The sequence below is a fragment of the Apilactobacillus bombintestini genome, assembly GCF_003627035.1.
Lineage (GTDB): Bacteria > Bacillota > Bacilli > Lactobacillales > Lactobacillaceae > Apilactobacillus > Apilactobacillus bombintestini.
The window spans coordinates 434,454-454,643 of sequence record NZ_CP032626.1 but is presented as its reverse complement, the minus strand read 5'-3'; the positions used below and the strand labels follow the sequence as shown (position 1 = coordinate 454,643).

Genomic DNA, 20,190 nt, shown 5'->3' with positions numbered 1-20,190 from the left:
CAAAAAAGTCCTGTTGTATTCTTCTAAAAATAATCATACAACAAAACTTTTCGATTTTAAATTCAACTAAGATAATTTATCAACTTTATCAATGAATTTCTTTTCTACTTTTACTGCATCATAACTGATAGATTTTGTAGGCATTTCATCTAGATTAGCATACATTTCAATGTGTTGCTTCAAATCAACGAAAGTCATTGGAGCATCTCCACCGTATTCACCGTCTAGATTAATTTGCATTCTGTCTTTTACCGGATTAGCAACTAACTTATTAGTCTTTTTATAGATAATACGTGAATCGTTAATATGACGTCCTCCGCTAATTACCTTAGCTAATAATTGTACTATTTCCATAATGTTACTAGTTTTAACAATAATCATGGTAAATTTACCATCATCCAACTTAGCATCTGGAACAATACGTTCCAAACCACCAATGGAGTTAGTCATTGCTAGTAAGAACATAGATGCTTTGCCTTTAAACTCACCACCATCATATTCCAAATCCATATCAATGGGTTTAATGCGTGGTAATAATTCTGCTCCACGAACTAAATATGCTAAATAACCAAAAATAGTCTTTAGTTCTGAAGGAACATCATAAGTAAGTTCGGTTAACAAACCACCACCAGCTATATTAATAAAGTATTTATCGGCGGCTTTACCTACATCCATCTTAAAGGTTTGATTTTTCAAAACTATTTTAGCAGCTTCAATAGGATCTTCTCTAGGAATGTGTAAAGCACGAGCAAAATCATTAGTGGTACCGGCAGGAATAATTGCTAACTTAGGACGTTTTTCCAGTGGAGCAATACCATTAATTACTTCGTTAATAGTACCATCCCCACCAGCAGCAACTATTAAATCAAACCCTTCTAAAGAAGCTCTTTTAGCTTCATTTTTAGCAGAATTAGGTTCAGGAGTGGTTGCGTAAGCACTGGTTTCATAACCAGCTTGCTCAAATACTGCAAGAATATCAATCATTTTTTGTTTAAGAGCTTCTCGCCCTGATGTTGGATTGTATATTATGCGTGCTCTTTTTTGCATGTTGCGATTCTCCTAAACGTTATTTATTAATAGAACTCATTAATAATTTGTTTACCACTTGTGGGTTAGCCTTACCACGAGTTTGCTTCATAATTTGTCCAACTAGATATCCAATAGCACGATCTTTACCGTTGTGGTAATCTTCGATAGATTGTGGATTATTTTCTAATACTTCATCGATAATTGGTTGTAATTTAGCTGGATCAGATAATTGAACCATACCGTTGTCGTTAACAAACTTCTTAGGTTCTTTACCTTGAGTAATAGCCTTGAAGACTTTCTTAGCCATCTTACTGGAAATAGTACCATCTTGGATTAACTTAATCATGGTAGCTAAGTTTTCTGGAGTAATTTCTGTTTCGGATAAGTCTTTTTGTTCATCATTCAAGTAACCATTAACGTTAACTTGTAGGTAGTTTGATGCCATCTTAGGATCAGCACCTAACTTCATCATTTCATCAAAGAAGTCAGACATTTCCTTGGTTTGAGTTAGAACCATAGCATCATATTCTTTTAGACCGTATTCATTTACATAACGATCACGACGACTTCCTGGCATTTCAGGCATTTCATCATCGATTTCTTTAATCCATGAATCAGTAATATTTAATGATGGTAAATCTGGTTCTGGGAAGTATCTGTAATCATCTGCACCGGCTTTGACACGCATTAAAATAGTCTTACCAGTGTTTTCATCGAAACGTCTAGTTTCTTGTTCAATCTTTCCGCCAGCCATAATTACTTGTTGTTGACGTTTTTCTTCGTAAGCTAGACCTTTTCTTACATAGTTAAATGAGTTTAAGTTCTTTAATTCGACCTTAGTACCGAATTTTTTTTGTCCGTAAGGGCGTACTGAAACGTTAACGTCCACACGCATAGAACCTTCTTCCATCTTAACGTCAGAAATTCCAGTAAATAGGATTCTTTGACGTAATGCTTCTAGGTAAGCATATGCTTCATCAGGTGAAGCAATATCTGGCTTAGAAACAATTTCAATTAATGGAGTACCTTGACGGTTTAAATCCACATATGAATGCTTAGGTCCGTGGGTATTCTTACCAGCATCTTCTTCAATGTGCATTTCTTCGATACCAATCTTTTTCTTCTTACCGTCTACTTCAATTTCAATCCAACCATCATGTGCATCTGGTTTTTCTTGTTGAGTAATTTGGTAAGCTTTAGGATTATCTGGGTAGAAGTAATTCTTACGATCAAAATGAGGATGTTTTTCAACTTGAGCATGTAGTGCTAAAGCAGCCATAATACCTGATTTAACTACCCCTTTATTAGTAGTAGGTAAAACACCAGGATATCCCCAATCAATAACGTTTGTATTAACGTTAGATTCTGCACCATAAGCAACTGGAGAAGGACTAAAGATTTTAGAATTAGTCTTTAATTCAACGTGGACTTCTAGTCCAATAGTAGTTTCAAAGTTCATTATTCTGCTCCCCCCATCTTTGGATCTTTTTCATGAAAATCAGTGTTTTGTTCGAATGCATAAGCAGCTTGGTAAATAGTTTGTTCATCAAATGGCTTACCAATTAATTGCATACCAATTGGTAAATCGTTTGAGAAACCAGCTGGTACTGACATACCAGGTAGACCTGCCATGTTAGCTGGAATAGTCAAAACATCATTCATGTACATAGTTAATGGATCTTTCTTTTCATTAATACCAAATGCTGTAGTTGGTGTAGTTGGAGTCAAAATAAGATCATAGTCTTTAAATACCTTTTGGAAATCTTCAATAATCTTAGTTCTAACTTCAGCAGCCTTCTTAAAGTAAGCATCGAAGAATCCAGCAGATAATGAGTAAGTACCTAACATGATACGGCGCTTAACTTCATCCCCAAATCCTTCAGAACGACTCTTAACATATAGTTCTTCTAGGTTCTTAGCTTCCTTAGAACGGTGACCGAAACGAATTCCATCATATCTTTGTAAGTTAGATGAAGCTTCGGATGGAGCAATAATGTAGTATGCAGCTACACCGTATTTACTGTTTGGAAGAGAAACTTCTTCAACAGTTGCTCCCATTTCACGATACTTATCAGCAGCACTTAAGATAGCTTTCTTAACGTCTTCATCTACACCTTCACCAAAGTATTCTTTTGGTAAAGCAATCTTCATACCTTTAACACCTTTGTCGATGTTAGCAGTAAAGTCAGGAACTTCTTTGTCTGAACTAGTCATATCATGTTCATCTTTACCAGAAATAGCATTTAATACGACCGCATTGTCTTTTACAGTTCTAGTCATAGGACCAATTTGGTCAAAACTAGATGCAAAGGCAATTAATCCCCATCTAGATACACGACCATAAGTTGGTTTCATACCTACGATACCGTTAAAGGCAGCTGGTTGTCTGATAGAACCACCAGTATCTGAACCTAGTGCAGCTAACACATCCCCTGCAGCAACAGCAGAAGCTGAACCACCAGATGATCCACCAGGAACTTTATCTAAATTCCAAGGGTTCTTAGTATCACCATAGTATGAAGTTTCAGTAGAACTTCCCATGGCAAATTCATCCATGTTGGTTTTACCAATGTTAATAGTACCTGCTTCTTTCATCTTTTCTACAGCAGTACCATCAATAACTGGTTTAAAGTTTGATAACATTTTTGAACCAGCAGATGTTAATACACCCTTAGTTAACATGTTATCTTTTAATGCAACTGGAATTCCGGACAATACATTGTCTGGATCAATTCCCTTTTTATCAATTTCTTGAGCTTGCTTAATAGCATTTTCTTCGTCAAAAGAAATGAAAGCATTAATATTTTTATCATTCTTTTTAGCATTTTCAATTGCTTGCTTAGTTAATTCTTCAGCAGTGATGTCACCTTTTACTAAACTTTCATGAACGCTAAAAATGTCTTTTCCTAAAAAGTCCATTTTTTAATCCTCGCTTTCATTAATGATTGTTGGTGTTCTAACAAGATTATCAGCAACATCCGGAGCATTCTTCAATAATGCATCGCTTTGTCCCCAATTATCAGCAACGTCATCTCTCATGACATTAATTTGATCAGTAACGCTGAAAGTTGGTTCAACGTTTTTAGTATCAACTTCATTTAAGGAATCAAAAATTTCCATGATACTACCTAATTGGTCAGTAAAATATGGAAGTTGTTCGTCAGTTAATTCTAGTTTAGCCAATGAAGCAACATGGCTTACTGTCTCCTTACTAATTTTTTCAGACATTATTGTTCCTTCTTTCTTAAATCATAAATAGCTATTAATATCAATATTCTAACATATTAAATTAGTAACTGGTGAATACGTGAGTATAGAAATCTTTGTTTCCTGTCTTTCTGGATAAGAAACTTTGAATTCCTTCAGAAGAACTTACTTGAATATCTATAGGGATACTGTTTGGTAAATACTTCTTAGCCATAGCATCCACGTATTGTGTAAAACTAATAACTTCACTTTGTCCATAGAATTGAGTGGTGATATTAATGTGCATACCACGAAGATTACCATTTACATAATGAGCTTGTGCAGTTACCCCACTTAAATTAGGGAAGAACTTTTGTACTTGGTTCTTAAAGTTTTCAAATGCATCTTCATCGTTACTATTAATATCTCTGTTAGATTGATCAGGTAATACATAATTCTTAATGTTTAATGATTTCCAGTTACTAATAGAAGTAGCACCTTTATCATTAACGGATGATGCAAAGAAATTACCACCTACTAAACTATCATTGGATGCTTGTTTATATAAAGCGATAACGATAGGGATATTCTTTAAATCTTTACGTTGTCTTAAACGTTTTAGTACTTGGTTAGCAATTGCTTTACCTTGTGTTTCCACATCTTTGTCATCCAATTTTCTTTGGTAAACTGCTCCATAAGCTTCTTTACGGTAGTAGTATACAGAGTTAATTCCTAAACCAATGGTCATTCCTTTAATATTTAGTGAACCATGACTTTGTTCCATAAAGTCTTGTTCATCCATTTGTTGTAGATACATAGGTTCTTTGGTATCTTTTCCAGCAGGGTTTAGTCCTTCAGGATTATCCTTGCTCTTACGATCTAACCATTTTTCTGCAGTACTAGTATCAATGTATTGACCTTCTTGCAAAATGTAACTATCTGTTGGGAATTGTGATTTAGAAATACTCAACAAACCATTTTCAAAACCTTTTAGGTTAAGTTGGTTATCATTTTGTTGAACAGAAACTCCACGAGACTTACTTGTAACGTAATGTCCCTTCTTTATTACTCCTTGGTAATAATTATTGTTAGTTTGTGAAATTAATTGTGTATCAGAAGATTTGCTTCCACTGCCATTACTTCCACAAGATACTAATATTAATGCACTTAAAAGTGCTAGTACTAAAATATTAATTTTTTTCAATTTGCTTTCCTCCACAAATTATTCAGTATCATTAGCCACTTCAATGAAGTGTTGTTCTGACCAAACATCTACATTCAACTTTTGTGCTTTAGTTAACTTACTTCCTGCATCTTCTCCGGCAATTAAAATATCAGTATTCTTAGAAACGCTTCCGGTAACCTTAGCACCATGATTTTCTAACCATTCAGTAGCCTTAGGTCTAGTCATTTCTGATAATTTACCAGTCAATACAATGGTTTTATTGTTAAATGGTGAATCTTGTAAATCAGCACTATTAACACGACTACCACGATATTGCATATTAATTCCTAAATCTTTCAATTCAGAAATCAATTTTTGCGCTTCTGGATTATCAAAATATGTGACGATACTATCGGCAATAGTTTGTCCCATTGAATTAATTTCTGATATTTCATCGGAGCTAGCTTGCATTAAAGCATCAACACTACCAAAGTGTTCCGATATAATTCTAGCAGCTTTAGCACCTACATGGCGAATACCTAGCCCGAATAATAATCGTTCCATAGAATTACTACGACTATTGTCAATTGCTGACATCAAATTAGCAGCTGACTTGCTACCGAATTTATCCAAAGTTTCCAATTGTTCAGCAGTTAAACGATACAAACTAGATACATCATCTAGCATTTGTTTATCAAATAGTTGTTGAACAATTTTTGGACCTAATCCATCAATATTCATAGCATTTCGTGAAGCAAAGTGATTAATTTGTTCTGTTAGTTGAGCAGGACATTTAGGATTAATACATCTTAGGGCTACTTCATCGTCCAAGTGAACTAAATCTGCACCACAGGAAGGACACTTAGTAGGAATTACATATTCTTTACTTTCTGGATCACGTTTATCAGCGATGTATTCAGAAATTTCTGGAATAATGTCTCCTGCTTTGTGTAGCTTAACTGTGTCACCAATACGTACACCCTTTTCCATCAAATAGTCAGGGTTATGCAAAGATGCTTTAGATACTTTGGTTCCAGCTAATTGTACCTCATTCATAATTGCAGTAGGTGTAACTACTCCTGTACGTCCCACGGTCCATTCTATGTCCAATAGTTTAGTTTCTACTTCTTCTGGTGGGAACTTAAAAGCAATGGCCCATTTAGGTACCTTAACTGTAGTACCAATTTCTTGTTGCAAACTTAAGTTGTTTTCCTTAATTACGATACCATCAATTCCATAACTCAAACTATCTCTAATTTCAGTATAGTGTTGAATATAATCATGAACATCGTTCATATTATTAACCACACGGTATGTGGGATTAATAGTAAAGCCTAAGTCTTTTAATTCTTCCAATAATCCTGATTGTGAATTAGTTTCTAAATCATCATAATCAGCAACGTTATACATAAATGTACTTAATTTACGACTAGCAGTTACCTTAGGATCTAATTGACGTAAACTTCCCGCTGCCGCATTTCGTGGATTAGCAAAAACATCTTCACCATTTTTTTCACGTTGTTCGTTTAATCTAGCAAATGATTCTTTAGGCATATAACATTCACCACGAACTTCAATGTTAATAGGCTTAGTTAGTTTTTGTGGAATAGATTCAATGGTCTTTAAATTGTTAGTAATATCTTCACCAATAGATCCATTACCACGAGTGGATCCTTGAACCAATATTCCATTTTCATATCTTAGAGAAATGGCTAAACCATCAATTTTTAATTCACAATTATATTCTTTGATTTGTGGATAATTATTATCCAATCTTTGAATAAAGTCATGTAATTCTTCTTCAGAAAATACATCCCCTAAAGATAGCATTGGAATGTTGTGTCTAACTTTATCAAATCCTGGTAGAGTTTGACCTCCCACGTTTTGTGTTGGTGAATCATTAGTAACCCAATCTGGATGAGCAGCTTCTAATTCTTGTAATCTACGATAGTTTTTATCGTAAACACTATCTTCAACACTAGGATTATCTTCGTTGTAGTATTGACGACTCCAAACCTTTAGTTGATCTTTAAGGCGATTATATTCTTCTTGCGTATCCTCGTTAGTCAATTAACTCACCTCTATTAGCTCTATTGGACTTTTTGAATAGGTGCAAATGCGGCTAATAGTCGCTTAAGTCCTTTATCTGGGAAGGCAATATCTAATTCCATATCTTCACCTTCACCGGTTACCTTAACTACAGTACCAGTTCCCCAAGCTTTATGTTGCACTTTATCACCAATAGTCCAACTCTTCTTGTCTGCACCAGTTCCAGTTGGTGCTTGCACCTTCTTAGCAGGTTGTTTGTAAGCACGTTGTGTAGCAAAACGACTGTTACGCATTGAACGATTGGAATCAAATGGTGTCTTAACTGAACTAGCCTTAGAGAAATCATTTTCAGATTTAATTAATTCAGGAGAAATTTCATTAACAAATCTGGATTCAGGGTTAGTTTGACGACGACCATATAACATTCTAGAAAAGGCATTAGTAATGAATAAACGCTTTTGAGCACGAGTAATTCCAACATATGCTAAACGACGTTCTTCTTCTAATTCCTTTTCGTTTTCCATGGATCTACCTAATGGGAAGATTCCTTCTTCCATACCCATTAGAAATACCACTGGGAATTCCAAACCTTTAGCGGCATGAAGAGTCATTAAAGTAACTTGTGGTGAATTATCTTCCACATCATCTTGTGCTGATACTAATGCTAAGTCAGCTAAGAAGTCAGTGATAGGTTCACTATCTTCATTGTTACTTTCTTCTTCAGTGCGGTTGTTATCAAATTGTTGAGTAACAGAAATAAATTCTTCAATATTTTCAATTCTTGCTTTAGATTCTAAGGAATTTGATTTCTTTAGAGCATCTAAATAACCAGTGTCATCTAACACGTGTTGAGTAATGTCAGTTACACTAGCATCTTCAGCAATCTTTTGAATCTTACTCATAACTTTACCGAACTTACCAATAGAAGTTCTAGCTCTAGTAGTTAAAGTAGTATTTAATTCTATATTCTTAGTTGCTTCTAGCATGGACCAATTATTTTCTTGTGCAAATACTCGTAATTTTTCCACACTAGATGCACCAATTCCACGTTTAGGTTCGTTAATAACTCTTTCTAAACTCATGGAATCACTTGGGTTAGCTACAAAGGTTAAGTATGCTAAAACATCTTGAATTTCTTTACGATCGTAGAACTTGTGTCCACCCACGATTGTGTAAGGAATATTAGATTTTAACAAAGTTTCTTCAATGATACGTGATTGTGCATTAGTACGATACAAAATAGCAAAATCACCGTATGAATAATTTTGTTCTTCGATAATCTTTTTAATTTGACCCGCAGCAAATCTAGCTTCGTCAATTTCACTTTGTCCACGGTAGTATGAAATCTTATCTCCGGTTTCATTTTCAGTCCATAAACGCTTTTCTTTTCTAGTAACGTTGTTTTTAATAACATCGTTAGCTGCATTTAAAATGTTTTTAGTAGAACGATAGTTTTGTTCCAACAAAGTAGTATGAGCATCTTTATAATCACTTTGGAAGTTCAAAATGTTATTCATATTAGCTCCACGCCAACCATAAATACTTTGGTCAGCATCCCCTACTACACAGATATTACGGTATTTTTCAGCCAACATAGTAACTAATTTGTATTGGGCTTCATTAGTATCTTGGTATTCATCAACGTGAATATATTTAAATTTGTTTTGGTAATATTCTAGGGTTTCCTTAGATTCGTTGAATAGTTGAATAGTCAACATAATTAAATCATCAAAATCCAATGCTTCATTACCGTGCAAACGCTTTTGATATTCTTCATAAACTTTAGCAACGGTTTCTTCAAACGGACTGTTATGATCAATGCTTTCACTAAATTCATAAGGAGTCTTTAAATCATTTTTAGCATTAGATATTGCAGATAAAATAGAACGTGGGTCGTTCTTTTTAGGATCAATATCAAAATCTTTTAGAATTCTTTTGACTAAAGTTCTTTGTTCACTGCTTCCAGCAATAGTAAAAGCACGATTAAAACCAATTTTATCAATATGTCTTCTTAAAATTCGAACACATAAAGCATGGAATGTAGAAATCCAAACGTCTTCTCCACCTACTTCAAGTAGTTTAGATACACGTTCTTTCATTTCGCGAGCTGCTTTATTAGTAAAAGTAATCGCTAAAATATTCCATGGTAATACATGTTTTTCTTCAATTAAATAAGCAATACGGTGTGTTAAAACTCTAGTTTTACCACTACCAGCACCGGCCATTATCAATAGAGGACCTTCAGTGCATAATACTGCTTCTTTTTGTTTATCATTCATTCCTGCAATTACATCATTTTCTGGCACAAAAAACACAATCCTCTCAATTTATATATACTGTCATTATATCATAGCTACAGTAATTTTAATTTAGCTGTAAATAAAAAGTCGGCAAAAATTGCCGACTTTTTTTTATTCTTCTACAAATGAAACTTTTCCATCTGATAAAGATGCTATTCTAGCTAAAGATTCTAGATGAATACCACTCTTTTTAATCATGTCATGTCCCTTTTGATATGACTTTTCAATAACGATTCCTACACCTTTAATTTCCACATTAGCTTGTTCAGCAATGTTCATTAAGCCTTGTACAGCTTGTCCATTAGCTAAGAAATCATCAATAACTAATAACTTGTCATTGGGTTTAATAAAACGTTTATCGATACTAATTTTGTTACTAGTTTGTTTAGTATAAGAATAAACATCACTGGTATACACGTTATCAGTAAGTGTTAAACTCTTGTGCTTTCTAGCAAACACAACTGGAACATTCATATATAATCCAGCCATTACTGCAGGTGCGATACCTGAAGATTCAACTGTTACGATTCGAGTAATACCTTCATCTTTAAATAAACGAGCAAATTCTTTTCCGATTTCAGACATTAAATTTGCATCTACTTGATGATTTAAAAATGCATCTACTTTTAATATGTCTCCTGGTAGTACTCGTCCTACTTCTCTAATCTTGTCTTCAATTAATTTCATGGTTATCCTCCTACATTTTGATCTTGCGTATCATATTTATACAACTTATATTTACGAATGATTTGTATTATCTTTTTCGTGTATGTGGGATCAGTTGCATAGCCATCTACTTGTAATCCACGAGCTGCCGCTACATAATTATCAGAATTAATTACATCTTTATACTGATTAGGATTCCAGTCAGTTCCACCCACTAACAACTGTGCGTGTTTTTCTACTGACTCATTCCAGTTATCATAAACTCTAAACCTACCAGTTATAGTAATAAATTCTCCATTAACGAATTCTTGTGTAGATAGATTAGCGGAAGGCAAATTAGCACTAGCCTTTACACCATATAGATTATTATATTGTGTAGCTAATTTACTAGTCCCCCAATTGGATTCTAGGATTGCTTGAGCCAAACTAATGCTAACTAGTATGTTATATCGTCTTTGCACATCATTGGCAGCAGGCAATAATTTATTAATAAATCTTTTATGTTGCTTTAAAACGTTTTCTTGATTATACGAATCATAAGTATATATTTTATTAAAAACATGAATTCCACCAGCAAAAAGTAGAACTCCTACCAATAAGATAAAAACAAAGCATCCTAAATTAGATGTCTTTTTTCTTCTTCTACGATATTTTCTCCTACTCACATAATCTCTCCTTATATTTAATTATCATTTTAAACTATCTTTAAAAAAAATGACAATTAATTTTTCACAATATGGATTAATTGACAAATTGCCTTTTTTTAGGTATTTTTAAGATATATATGTTAGGAGATGTATGCTTTTGGTAAAAGATAAATTAACTAGTAATGATAAATCACCATTTGATGTAGGTGATCAAGTTTCATTTGAACTAGAACATAAGAAGTTCCAAGGAATGATTGAAAAAGGATACAATAATTCATACATGATTGGTTTCCACACTACTGATCCTGCATTAGAAGATAAATACCATGATAAAATTGTTATCAACAACAAGAATCTAACCATGGTTAAAAAAGGTCCTAATAATTCAAAAGGAAAGAAGAAGGATGAAGATAAATCATCTGATTCTGACCAAAAAACTGAGGACAAATCATCAAGTAAAAAATAAAAACTAAATAGTAATAATAAAAAGACTTAGATTGAATTAATCAATCTAAGTCTTTTTTTACATTTTACTTTTAAATTTTAGTAATGGAGTAGCAATAACCGGAACTAAGATTCCAGACAAAATAGCTTCAATTACTCCATTAGTTCCAGCTACTCCCAATAGATATGGTAATAGTTGATCTACTTGTAAGTGATATATGTTAAATGCATTTCCACGATAGAATAAATAAATTAAGCTTAAAAGCAACACTGTGTTAACTAATGACCCAATCATTCCAGTTATTACTAACACCCACTTCTTTTTATCCACTTTATTATATAAATAATGAAAAATCAGACCACTTACAAGTCCTGTCATTATTCGTGGAAAAATGGACACTAGCGGATTAATAAATACATATATAGCTATTGGACTAGTAGGCCACCAAAACGCTCTAATAAACGTAATAATTCCCCATGTTGCACCTATTATTGCTCCATCTTTAGTTCCTAACAATATTGCAGCTAAAACTACAGTTATTGGAATAATAGTAATACTTAATGGTCCAATAGGTAGATTTCCTAGTCCAGGTACACTAGTTTGAATTAAAATTATAGCGATAAAAATTGTTAATATATTCATTTTACGGGTGTTGCTTTTCATTATTCATCATCTCCATGAGGCCAATCGCATCTTTAAAAATTATTTGTTTATAATAACATTAATCATTAACATAAGTCCATTTATTGCAACAAAAAAAGCACTTCTCCAATGAGAAGTGCTTTCGAAACATAAAGATAAGAATATATCTTAACGTTTTGAGAATTGACCAGCTTTACGAGCTTTCTTAAGACCTGGCTTCTTACGTTCTTTCATACGAGCGTCACGAGTTAATAAACCAGCGCTCTTTAATGAAGCACGGAAATCAGGATCTACTTCTAGCAATGCACGTGCGATTCCGTGACGAGCTGCACCAGCTTGTCCTGAGAATCCACCACCGTTAACATTGACGATAGCATCGTAGTTACCTAGTGTTTCTGTGACATTGAATGGTTGCATAACCACTGCTCTTAAGTTAGGGAATGGAATGTAATCTTCAATATCCTTCTTGTTCATAACAACTTTACCAGTACCGGGTACTAACATTACTCGGGCTACTGAGTCTTTACGACGGCCTGTGCCGCGATATTGTACTTGAGCCAATTAAGTTTCCTCCTTAAATTAGGTTATTAATGTCTAATACTTCAGGGTTTTGTGCTGCGTGAGCATGGTTAGCATCAGCGTATACATGTAGATGTAACAATTGCTTGTGAGCTAATGTTCCATCAGGTAGCATACCTTTAACTGATGTTTCAACTAACTTGTCTGGAGTATCTTGTAACATTTGACCAGCAGTTTTTTGTTTTAGACCACCTAAATAACCTGTGTGGTGGGAGTATAGCTTGTCTTTAGCTTTACGACCTGTTAATGCAAGCTTAGCTGCATTAATAACAATAACGTTATCGCCAGTATCTACATGAGGTGTAAATGTTGGCTTGTTCTTTCCTCGTAAAATAGAAGCAACTACACTTGATAAACGACCTAGACTTACGTCAGTAGCGTCGATAATGTACCATTTGCGTTCTACTTCACCTGGTTTTGCCATATATGTTGTACGCACTTTAATCTTCCTCCATGTTTCTGTGTTTGTTCGACACCAAAATAAGTTTCCGGGGCTTATGTGGGGCAAACAATACCATGTCTAATAGTACAATCTTTTATTTATAAAGTCAACCTAAAATCATCTTTGATGATGAGGTAATTTGGTTGGATGTTCAGGATCTTCGCCTTCGTAGTATACATGTTTTAGATATAAACCACTAGCTGGAACCGTTCTTCTTGCTTGAGTTCTATCCTTAACTTTGTATAGACGTTGGATGTCATGTACATCCCTAGAACCAGAACCAATTTCCACTAGAACCCCTACCATGATTCTGACCATGTTGTATAAGAAACCATTACCATAAAATTCAAATACTAGTTCATTTTCTTTTTCATCTATATGGCATTTAGCTTCATAAATGGTTCTAACATTTGTTCTAGCAGATGATCCAGAAGCAACAAAACTAGTAAAATCATGTTCACCAATTAAGTCCTTCAAAGCAATGTTTATTTTATCAATATCCACGGGAAAACGCCACTGTGCAGTGTATCTTCTCTTGAAAGGATTTCTAAATTCTCCCATGTCCATTCGATAAAGATATCTCTTTCCAGAAACATCATATCTTGCATGAAAATCAGATGATACTTTTTCCACTTTAAGAATTTGTACATCCAATGGCAACATACTATTTAATCCACGTAGCATATTCTTTTCAGCGATATCGAATGGAAAATCAAAATGTGCTACCTGCCCTAATGCATGTACTCCAGCATCAGTTCTTCCTGAACCATATACTTTAATAGCTGGATCGGGATTTTTTGCCATCTTATTTACTATCTTTGTTAATGTTCCTTCAACCGTTCTTTTATGTGGTTGTCTTTGAAAACCATAAAAATCGGTTCCATCGTAGGCCATAGTTATTTTATAACGATAAACCATCTTATTTCGTCACACCTATCTTCTTAAAATAAAAATTATTATCCCTACAATTATCATCCCTACAACAAATGAAGAATCTCTCATAGTCCAACGATAATTATGATAATGGGTTCTTTTCTTTCCTGTTTGATATCCACGAGCTTCCATAGCAATACTTAAATCATCAGCATGTTTAAACGCACTAACAAATAAAGGTACTAATAAAGGAATAAATGATTTAGCTCGTTTTATTAATCCACCACTGCCAAAGTCAACTCCTCTTGAACGTTGCGCATCCATGATTGTTTTAGCTTCATCAGTTAATGTAGGCACAAAACGAAGTGCAATCGAAATCATGAGTGAAAAAGTTTCCACTGGAAATTTAAACTTTTTCAATGGTGATAGTAATATGCTAATACCATGTGAAATCTCCAATGGTGACGTGCTCAAAGTAAGTACAGTAGACATAGATATAATTAATATAAAACGAACAAAAAGCATCACCGCATTATGCAATCCAAAAGTAGTGATGTGTATAATTCCCCATGAATATAAATCAGTGCCACCTGCACTGAATAAAATCTGTATTAAAACGGTGAATACAATAATCCATATTAATGGACTAATTCCCTTAATAAAATATCTTAGCGAACACTTAGATGCTGCAATTAGAGCCAACAATAAAATGGTTAAAAGTGCGTAAGTTATTACATTATTCGCTAAGAAAACGATAATTACATACAGAAAACACAATAATATTTTTGCAGCCGGATTCATTTTATGAATAATTGAATCTCCTGGTAAATATCTTCCAAAAATAAAGTTATTCATTGTAGTTATTCATTCCTTAATTTATTCACTATTTCATTTATTAACTCATCACTATCTAGCGATAATTTGTCTAAATGAAATCCTTTACTTTCTAACATGTTATTAATTTTAACAGCTTCTGGAATTTCTAAATCATATTTTTCCACAAAAGACTTATCCACAAATAATTGATCAGGATAGCATTGTTTAATAACTTTTCCATTACTCATCACTACTACCTCATCAGAATATTTGGCAACATCATCCATTTGATGACTAACTAAAATGATAGTTATTTTTTCTTCTCTATTCAACCTACGAATTAAATCTAATATATAATGTTGACCTTCTAAATCTAATCCTGCCGTAGGTTCATCTAAAACTAATATTTCAGGGTTCATAGCTAAAACACTAGCTATTGCAACACGACGTTTTTGACCACCTGATAATTCAAATGGTGATTGATTAAGCAAACTTCTGTCTAATCTAACTAAATCCACTGCATTATCCACAGTTTCATTAAGTTTATCCCCTGTTATGCCAAAATTACTGGGGCCAAAGGCGATATCTTCTCTAACTGTTTCTGCAAATAATTGTTGTTCAGGAAATTGAAAAACCATACCAACTTTTTTTCTAAGATCTTTTAAATTTTTATTACTGGTTTTGGAAGTAATAGAAAAATCTCCAACCTTAATAATGCCATCATGAGGCTTCAATAATGCATTAATATGCTTAATTAAGGTAGATTTCCCGCTTCCTGTCTTTCCAATAATAGAAACAAACGAACCTTTTTTTATTTTTAAATCAACGGCATCTAAAGCCTTAAATTGATTGGGAGTATTTTCTTGATATATGTGTGTTACATTTTTGAATAATATTTCGTTATCCATTCAACTATCTCCTCATCATTCATATACTTTTCCGGAACATCTATTCCATTATTCTTTAATTTAATTCTAAGTTGTTCTGAGAAAGGTAATGTTAATCCATACGATTTAACATCTTGCAAATTACTAAATAAGGTATCTGGAACTGTATTTTCAACAATTTGGCCATCCTTTAGTAAAATGCAACGGTCAGAATTTTCAATTTCTTTTATGTTATGCGTAATAGAAATTACAGTTAGATGATACTTATTTCTGATTCTATCTATTAACTGAGTAATCATTGTTTTAGCTTTAGGATCCAACATACTAGTTGCTTCATCTAGAATAATAATTTCTGGACGCAAAGCTAATATTCCTGCTATAGCAACTCTTTGCTGTTGTCCACCCGATAACATACTTGGATCACTCTTAAGGTAGTCTAGCATATCAACTTCTTTTAATACATCATGAACAATAGTCTTCATATTACTAGTATCTACCAATTGGTTTTCTAAGCCAAAGGCCACATCATCTTCTACAGTTGATGCAACAAATTGATTGCTAGAATGTTGAAATACTAATCCAACTTTTCTTCTTGTGTCGTTAATAGTATCTTCACTCTCATTTATGTCTTGATCATCAATTTTAATTTGACCACTTTGAGGTTTTAAAAGTCCATCCAGCAAATTAATTAAAGTAGATTTACCACTTCCGTTTTTTCCAATAATAGATAACCATTCCCCTTTTTTTACATCAAAAGAGATGTTATCAATTGCTGGTTTAGACATGTCTCTATATTTAAATGTTAAATCTGTAACTTCTATAATTTTATTTGGCATTTCATTACCTCATTTAATATATTTTATATGTATAAAAAAATCACTAAGAGACTATTAGTGCAAAGCAAAAGCTCCATTCAAGCTAGACTTGGGCATGCCCATCATCATAACGCTCTATACTAATAGCCCTAGTGATTTGTTGTTAAATATTAAATTAAATTTACGATTAATTAATCAACTAATTGTAAAATAACCATTGATGCACCGTCACCACGACGAGGCATAGTCTTAAGAATACGAGTGTAACCACCATTACGGTCTGCATACTTAGGAGCAATTTCATCAAATAGCTTTTGTAGTGCAGTTGTAACAGTTACGTCATCACCATCTTCTTTAGCATCGGCAACAACATTTTGTAAGAATGCAGCAGCTTGACGACGAGCATGAAGATCTCCACGCTTACCAAGAGTAATCATCTTTTCAGCGGTTGAGCGTACTTCTTTAGCACGAGCTTCAGTGGTCTTAATTTCACCGTTAACTAACAAGTCAGTAGTTAGGTTACGTAGTAATGAACGACGGTGTGCACTAGTACGTTGTAATTTACGGTAACTCATAAATGGATATCCTCCTTTATACTAATCTTCTTTACGCAATGACAATCCAAGGGCTTCTAACTTTTGTTTTACTTCAACAAGTGACTTACGTCCTAAGTTTCTAACCTTCATCATGTCAGCTTCACTTTTGTTGGTTAATTCTTGAACAGTGTTGATACCAGCACGTTTCAAACAATTGTATGAACGAACAGATAAGTCCAATTCTTCAATTGTCATTTCAAGCATTTTTTCTTTGTGTGTTTCTTCCTTTTCAACCATAACATCAGTGTTCTTGGCTTCTTCAGTAAGATCCACAAATAATGCAAGATGGTCATTTAAAATCTTAGCAGCTAAACTAATTGCTTCGCTTGGAGTGATGGAACCATCAGTCCAAACATCAAGAGTTAGTTTATCGTAGTCAGATCTTTGACCAACACGTGCATTTTCAACTTGATAATTAACACGTTCGATTGGGGTATAAATGGAATCAACTGGTAAGACACCGATTGGCATTCCATCATTACGAGCCTTATTCTCATCCGCAGAAACGTATCCGCGACCCTTATTTGCTGTCATTCTCATATGGAATGTAGAACCTTCAGCAACAGTAGCAATGTGTAGATCTGGATTTAGAACTGTTACATCACCATCAGCTTGAATGTCACCAGCAGTAACTTGTGCTGGACCAGTAACATTGATTTCCATTTCTTTGTCTTCTCCTTCTTCGGAGTCCAACTTCAATGAAATCTTCTTAACATTCAAAATAATTTGAGTTACATCTTCTACAACACCAGGTACTGTAGAAAATTCATGTAAAACATCATCAATTTGGATGCTTGTTACGGCTGCACCAGGTAAAGATGAAAGTAAAATTCTACGCAACGAGTTTCCAAGAGTTGTTCCGTATCCACGTTCTAGTGGTTCAACAACAACTTCTCCATAATTATCAGTTTCATCAATCTTATGAATATTAGGTTTTTCAAATTCAATCATTCTTATCTTCTACCCCTTTCAAAACGCTTTGAGTTAAAAATTAATTAGTTTCCCACGAAAATATGAGAATAAATTAAACTCTACGACGCTTTGGAGGACGAGATCCATTATGTGGAACTGGAGTAACATCACGAATAGCAGCAACTTCTAGACCAGTTGATTGAAGTGCACGGATAGCTGATTCACGACCTGAACCAGGACCTTTAACAGCAACTTCAACAGTCTTCATACCATGTTCCATAGCTGTTTTGGCTGCAGCTTCTGAAGCCATTTGAGCAGCGAATGGAGTGGATTTACGACTTCCACGGAAACCTAAAGCACCAGCAGATGACCAAGCAATGGCATTACCTTGCATATCGGTAATCATAACTAATGTATTGTTAAATGTAGAGTGAATGTGAGCAACACCAGCTTCGATGTTCTTCTTTGCTCTACGCTTACGAGAACCTTTCTTTTGAACCATGATTTACTAACCTCCTTTATTTATTATTTTTTCTTTCCAGCGATAGTAACTTTTTTACCCTTACGAGTACGAGCATTGTTCTTAGTATGTTGACCTCTTACAGGTAAACCACGACGGTGACGCATTCCACGGTAAGAACCAATTTCTTGAAGTTTCTTGATATTCATTCTTACTTCACGACGTAAGTCACCTTCAATTTTGTAATTGTCAACAACTTCACGGATTTTATCTTCTTGGTCTGGAGTTAGATCACGAACACGAACATCTTCTGAAACGCCAGCTTTTGAAAGAATTTCAGCAGCTCTGCTTTGACCAATTCCGTAGATGCTTGTTAGACCAATAACGACACGCTTATCACGTGGTAAATCAATTCCGGCGATACGAGCCATTAAAACACACCTCCTGTTTTATATAAATTACTTGCCTTGTCTTTGTTTATGTTTTGGATTTGAGCAAATGACCATAACACGGCCTTTTCTCTTAATTACTTTACAATTTTCACACATTGGTTTTACTGATGGACGAACCTTCATTATATAACCCTCCTATACTTCAAGACATATTATTACTTGTAACGGTAAGTAATACGTCCCTTGCTTAAATCATATGGTGACATTTCAACAGTGACACGATCACCGGGTAAAATACGAATGTAATGCATTCTAATTTTTCCAGATACGTGAGCCAAAATTTCATGCCCATTTTCTAATTCAACACGAAACATAGCATTTGGTAAAGTTTCAGTTACTTTACCTTCAATTTCAATAACATTATCTTTAGACAAAGAATTTCCTCCTCGAATAATACGATTCCTACATTACGGTAACCAGAATATCAAGATATTGTTGGAAAAAGCCCGCAGTGTAGGCATATCGCAGATACACATGGGTTAGTTTATCACACAAATATACTTACGGCAACATAAGCAATCATACCGACAATCAATTGTCAATAACTACTTAAAATCTTTAAGTATTTTGTCAATGTCTTTAGTAACATCATCAATATCTTGACTACCATCGACAGTGAATAGCAAGTTGCGTTCTTTGTAAAAATCAACTAATGGAGTATTCATCTTGATATTTACATCCAAACGGTTCTTAACTGTTTCAGGCTTGTCATCACTACGTTGATAAAATTCATGGCCACCACAAATATCACAAGTATTTTCAACTTTAGGCATCTTGTAAAGTTTGTGGTAAGTAGCACCACAATCTTTACAAATGAATCTACCTGAAAGTCGATCAACAAGAACTTTAGGGTCAACGTCAATATTTATAACAGCATCCAATGGACGACCAAGTTCTTTACAAATTTCTTGTAAAGCATTTGCTTGATCAATTGTTCTAGGAAAACCGTCTAACATATATCCTTCTTTAGTATCGTCCTTTGACAAACGATCTTTAACAATTCCACATGTTACGTCATCAGGAACTAAGTTCCCTTTGTCGATATATTGTTTTGCCTTTAATCCCATTTCAGTTTGGTTTTTTATAGCGGCACGAAAGATATCTCCAGTAGAGATATGTGGAATTCCATAATTTTTAATAATGGATTCAGCTTGTGTACCTTTACCAGCACCAGGAAGTCCCATTAAGATTAAATTCATTGACATATTTAATTTACCTCCAACTGCAAA

At 34.1% G+C, this 20,190-nt stretch carries 24 protein-coding genes; 1 reads left to right on the top strand and 23 read right to left on the bottom strand.

The window, feature by feature from the left end:
* Positions 1 to 66: 66 nt before the first annotated feature.
* The 9 genes from D7I45_RS02195 to D7I45_RS02155 form a co-directional block, all read right to left on the bottom strand.
* Positions 67 to 1,047, bottom strand: coding sequence for a diacylglycerol kinase (locus D7I45_RS02195; RefSeq protein WP_120784149.1), 981 nt, complete (start codon positions 1,045 to 1,047; stop codon positions 67 to 69).
* A gap of 19 nt (positions 1,048 to 1,066) precedes the next feature.
* Entirely contained in the window at positions 1,067 to 2,488 is a 1,422-nt protein-coding gene (gene gatB, locus D7I45_RS02190; protein ID WP_120784148.1) for an Asp-tRNA(Asn)/Glu-tRNA(Gln) amidotransferase subunit GatB, read from the bottom strand.
* On the bottom strand, positions 2,488 to 3,948 hold the full coding sequence (gatA, locus tag D7I45_RS02185; RefSeq protein WP_120784147.1) for an Asp-tRNA(Asn)/Glu-tRNA(Gln) amidotransferase subunit GatA: 1,461 nt from the start codon (positions 3,946 to 3,948) through the stop codon (positions 2,488 to 2,490). Before gatA ends, gatB begins: the two co-directional genes overlap by 1 nt.
* Before the next feature lie 3 nt (positions 3,949 to 3,951).
* A complete protein-coding gene (gene gatC / locus D7I45_RS02180; RefSeq protein ID WP_120784146.1) occupies positions 3,952 to 4,257 on the bottom strand; it encodes an Asp-tRNA(Asn)/Glu-tRNA(Gln) amidotransferase subunit GatC in 306 nt (101 codons plus the stop codon).
* Between the two features lie 61 nt (positions 4,258 to 4,318).
* Complete coding sequence (locus D7I45_RS02175) at positions 4,319 to 5,419, bottom strand: CamS family sex pheromone protein (protein ID WP_120784145.1); 1,101 nt, start codon at positions 5,417 to 5,419, stop codon at positions 4,319 to 4,321.
* Positions 5,420 to 5,437: 18 nt separating this feature from the next.
* Entirely contained in the window at positions 5,438 to 7,450 is a 2,013-nt protein-coding gene (gene ligA, locus D7I45_RS02170; RefSeq protein WP_120784144.1) for an NAD-dependent DNA ligase LigA, read from the bottom strand.
* A gap of 20 nt (positions 7,451 to 7,470) precedes the next feature.
* Positions 7,471 to 9,735 (bottom strand): DNA helicase PcrA, encoded by a 2,265-nt coding sequence (pcrA, locus tag D7I45_RS02165; RefSeq protein ID WP_120784143.1) that lies wholly within the window; start codon positions 9,733 to 9,735, stop codon positions 7,471 to 7,473.
* A gap of 105 nt (positions 9,736 to 9,840) precedes the next feature.
* A complete protein-coding gene (locus D7I45_RS02160; RefSeq protein ID WP_120784142.1) occupies positions 9,841 to 10,416 on the bottom strand; it encodes a xanthine phosphoribosyltransferase in 576 nt (191 codons plus the stop codon).
* A gap of 2 nt (positions 10,417 to 10,418) precedes the next feature.
* Positions 10,419 to 11,060 (bottom strand): glycoside hydrolase family 73 protein, encoded by a 642-nt coding sequence (locus D7I45_RS02155; RefSeq protein WP_242446911.1) that lies wholly within the window; start codon positions 11,058 to 11,060, stop codon positions 10,419 to 10,421.
* A 139-nt stretch (positions 11,061 to 11,199) separates the two neighbouring features.
* Between D7I45_RS02155 and D7I45_RS02150 the strand changes: the two genes are divergently transcribed.
* Positions 11,200 to 11,508, top strand: coding sequence for a DUF2187 domain-containing protein (locus D7I45_RS02150; protein ID WP_242446910.1), 309 nt, complete (start codon positions 11,200 to 11,202; stop codon positions 11,506 to 11,508).
* A gap of 57 nt (positions 11,509 to 11,565) precedes the next feature.
* Here the strand turns inward: D7I45_RS02150 and D7I45_RS02145 are convergent, their stop codons facing one another.
* The 14 genes from D7I45_RS02145 to D7I45_RS02080 all read right to left on the bottom strand — a co-directional run bounded on the left by D7I45_RS02145 (position 11,566) and on the right by D7I45_RS02080 (position 20,160).
* Positions 11,566 to 12,129 (bottom strand): ECF transporter S component, encoded by a 564-nt coding sequence (locus tag D7I45_RS02145; protein WP_422664727.1) that lies wholly within the window; start codon positions 12,127 to 12,129, stop codon positions 11,566 to 11,568.
* 168 nt (positions 12,130 to 12,297) lie between these two features.
* Positions 12,298 to 12,690, bottom strand: a complete 393-nt coding sequence (gene rpsI / locus D7I45_RS02140) for a 30S ribosomal protein S9 (protein WP_120784139.1) — start codon at positions 12,688 to 12,690, stop codon at positions 12,298 to 12,300.
* A gap of 13 nt (positions 12,691 to 12,703) precedes the next feature.
* On the bottom strand, positions 12,704 to 13,147 hold the full coding sequence (gene rplM / locus D7I45_RS02135; protein WP_120784138.1) for a 50S ribosomal protein L13: 444 nt from the start codon (positions 13,145 to 13,147) through the stop codon (positions 12,704 to 12,706).
* A 120-nt stretch (positions 13,148 to 13,267) separates the two neighbouring features.
* Positions 13,268 to 14,068 carry a tRNA pseudouridine(38-40) synthase TruA gene (gene truA / locus D7I45_RS02130; protein WP_120784137.1) on the bottom strand — a complete coding sequence of 267 codons (801 nt, stop codon included), beginning with the start codon at positions 14,066 to 14,068 and terminating at the stop codon, positions 13,268 to 13,270.
* Between the two features lie 15 nt (positions 14,069 to 14,083).
* Positions 14,084 to 14,878, bottom strand: a complete 795-nt coding sequence (locus D7I45_RS02125; RefSeq protein WP_120784136.1) for an energy-coupling factor transporter transmembrane component T family protein — start codon at positions 14,876 to 14,878, stop codon at positions 14,084 to 14,086.
* A 5-nt stretch (positions 14,879 to 14,883) separates the two neighbouring features.
* Positions 14,884 to 15,747: an energy-coupling factor transporter ATPase gene (locus tag D7I45_RS02120; RefSeq protein ID WP_120784135.1), complete on the bottom strand. Its 864-nt coding sequence runs from the start codon at positions 15,745 to 15,747 to the stop codon at positions 14,884 to 14,886.
* Complete coding sequence (locus tag D7I45_RS02115) at positions 15,717 to 16,562, bottom strand: energy-coupling factor transporter ATPase (protein WP_120784134.1); 846 nt, start codon at positions 16,560 to 16,562, stop codon at positions 15,717 to 15,719. The genes D7I45_RS02120 and D7I45_RS02115 overlap by 31 nt, the downstream gene beginning before the upstream one ends.
* A gap of 170 nt (positions 16,563 to 16,732) precedes the next feature.
* Positions 16,733 to 17,116 (bottom strand): 50S ribosomal protein L17, encoded by a 384-nt coding sequence (gene rplQ / locus D7I45_RS02110; protein WP_120784133.1) that lies wholly within the window; start codon positions 17,114 to 17,116, stop codon positions 16,733 to 16,735.
* Between the two features lie 21 nt (positions 17,117 to 17,137).
* Positions 17,138 to 18,088 (bottom strand): DNA-directed RNA polymerase subunit alpha, encoded by a 951-nt coding sequence (locus tag D7I45_RS02105; protein WP_120784132.1) that lies wholly within the window; start codon positions 18,086 to 18,088, stop codon positions 17,138 to 17,140.
* A 73-nt stretch (positions 18,089 to 18,161) separates the two neighbouring features.
* Positions 18,162 to 18,551 carry a 30S ribosomal protein S11 gene (gene rpsK, locus D7I45_RS02100; RefSeq protein WP_120784131.1) on the bottom strand — a complete coding sequence of 130 codons (390 nt, stop codon included), beginning with the start codon at positions 18,549 to 18,551 and terminating at the stop codon, positions 18,162 to 18,164.
* Between the two features lie 23 nt (positions 18,552 to 18,574).
* Positions 18,575 to 18,940: a 30S ribosomal protein S13 gene (rpsM, locus tag D7I45_RS02095; protein WP_120784130.1), complete on the bottom strand. Its 366-nt coding sequence runs from the start codon at positions 18,938 to 18,940 to the stop codon at positions 18,575 to 18,577.
* Positions 18,941 to 18,967: 27 nt separating this feature from the next.
* Positions 18,968 to 19,084 carry a 50S ribosomal protein L36 gene (gene rpmJ / locus D7I45_RS02090; RefSeq protein ID WP_034531530.1) on the bottom strand — a complete coding sequence of 39 codons (117 nt, stop codon included), beginning with the start codon at positions 19,082 to 19,084 and terminating at the stop codon, positions 18,968 to 18,970.
* A gap of 32 nt (positions 19,085 to 19,116) precedes the next feature.
* Positions 19,117 to 19,335, bottom strand: a complete 219-nt coding sequence (infA, locus tag D7I45_RS02085) for a translation initiation factor IF-1 (protein WP_105956358.1) — start codon at positions 19,333 to 19,335, stop codon at positions 19,117 to 19,119.
* 171 nt (positions 19,336 to 19,506) lie between these two features.
* Entirely contained in the window at positions 19,507 to 20,160 is a 654-nt protein-coding gene (locus tag D7I45_RS02080; RefSeq protein ID WP_422664729.1) for an adenylate kinase, read from the bottom strand.
* Between the last annotated feature and the right edge of the window lie 30 nt (positions 20,161 to 20,190).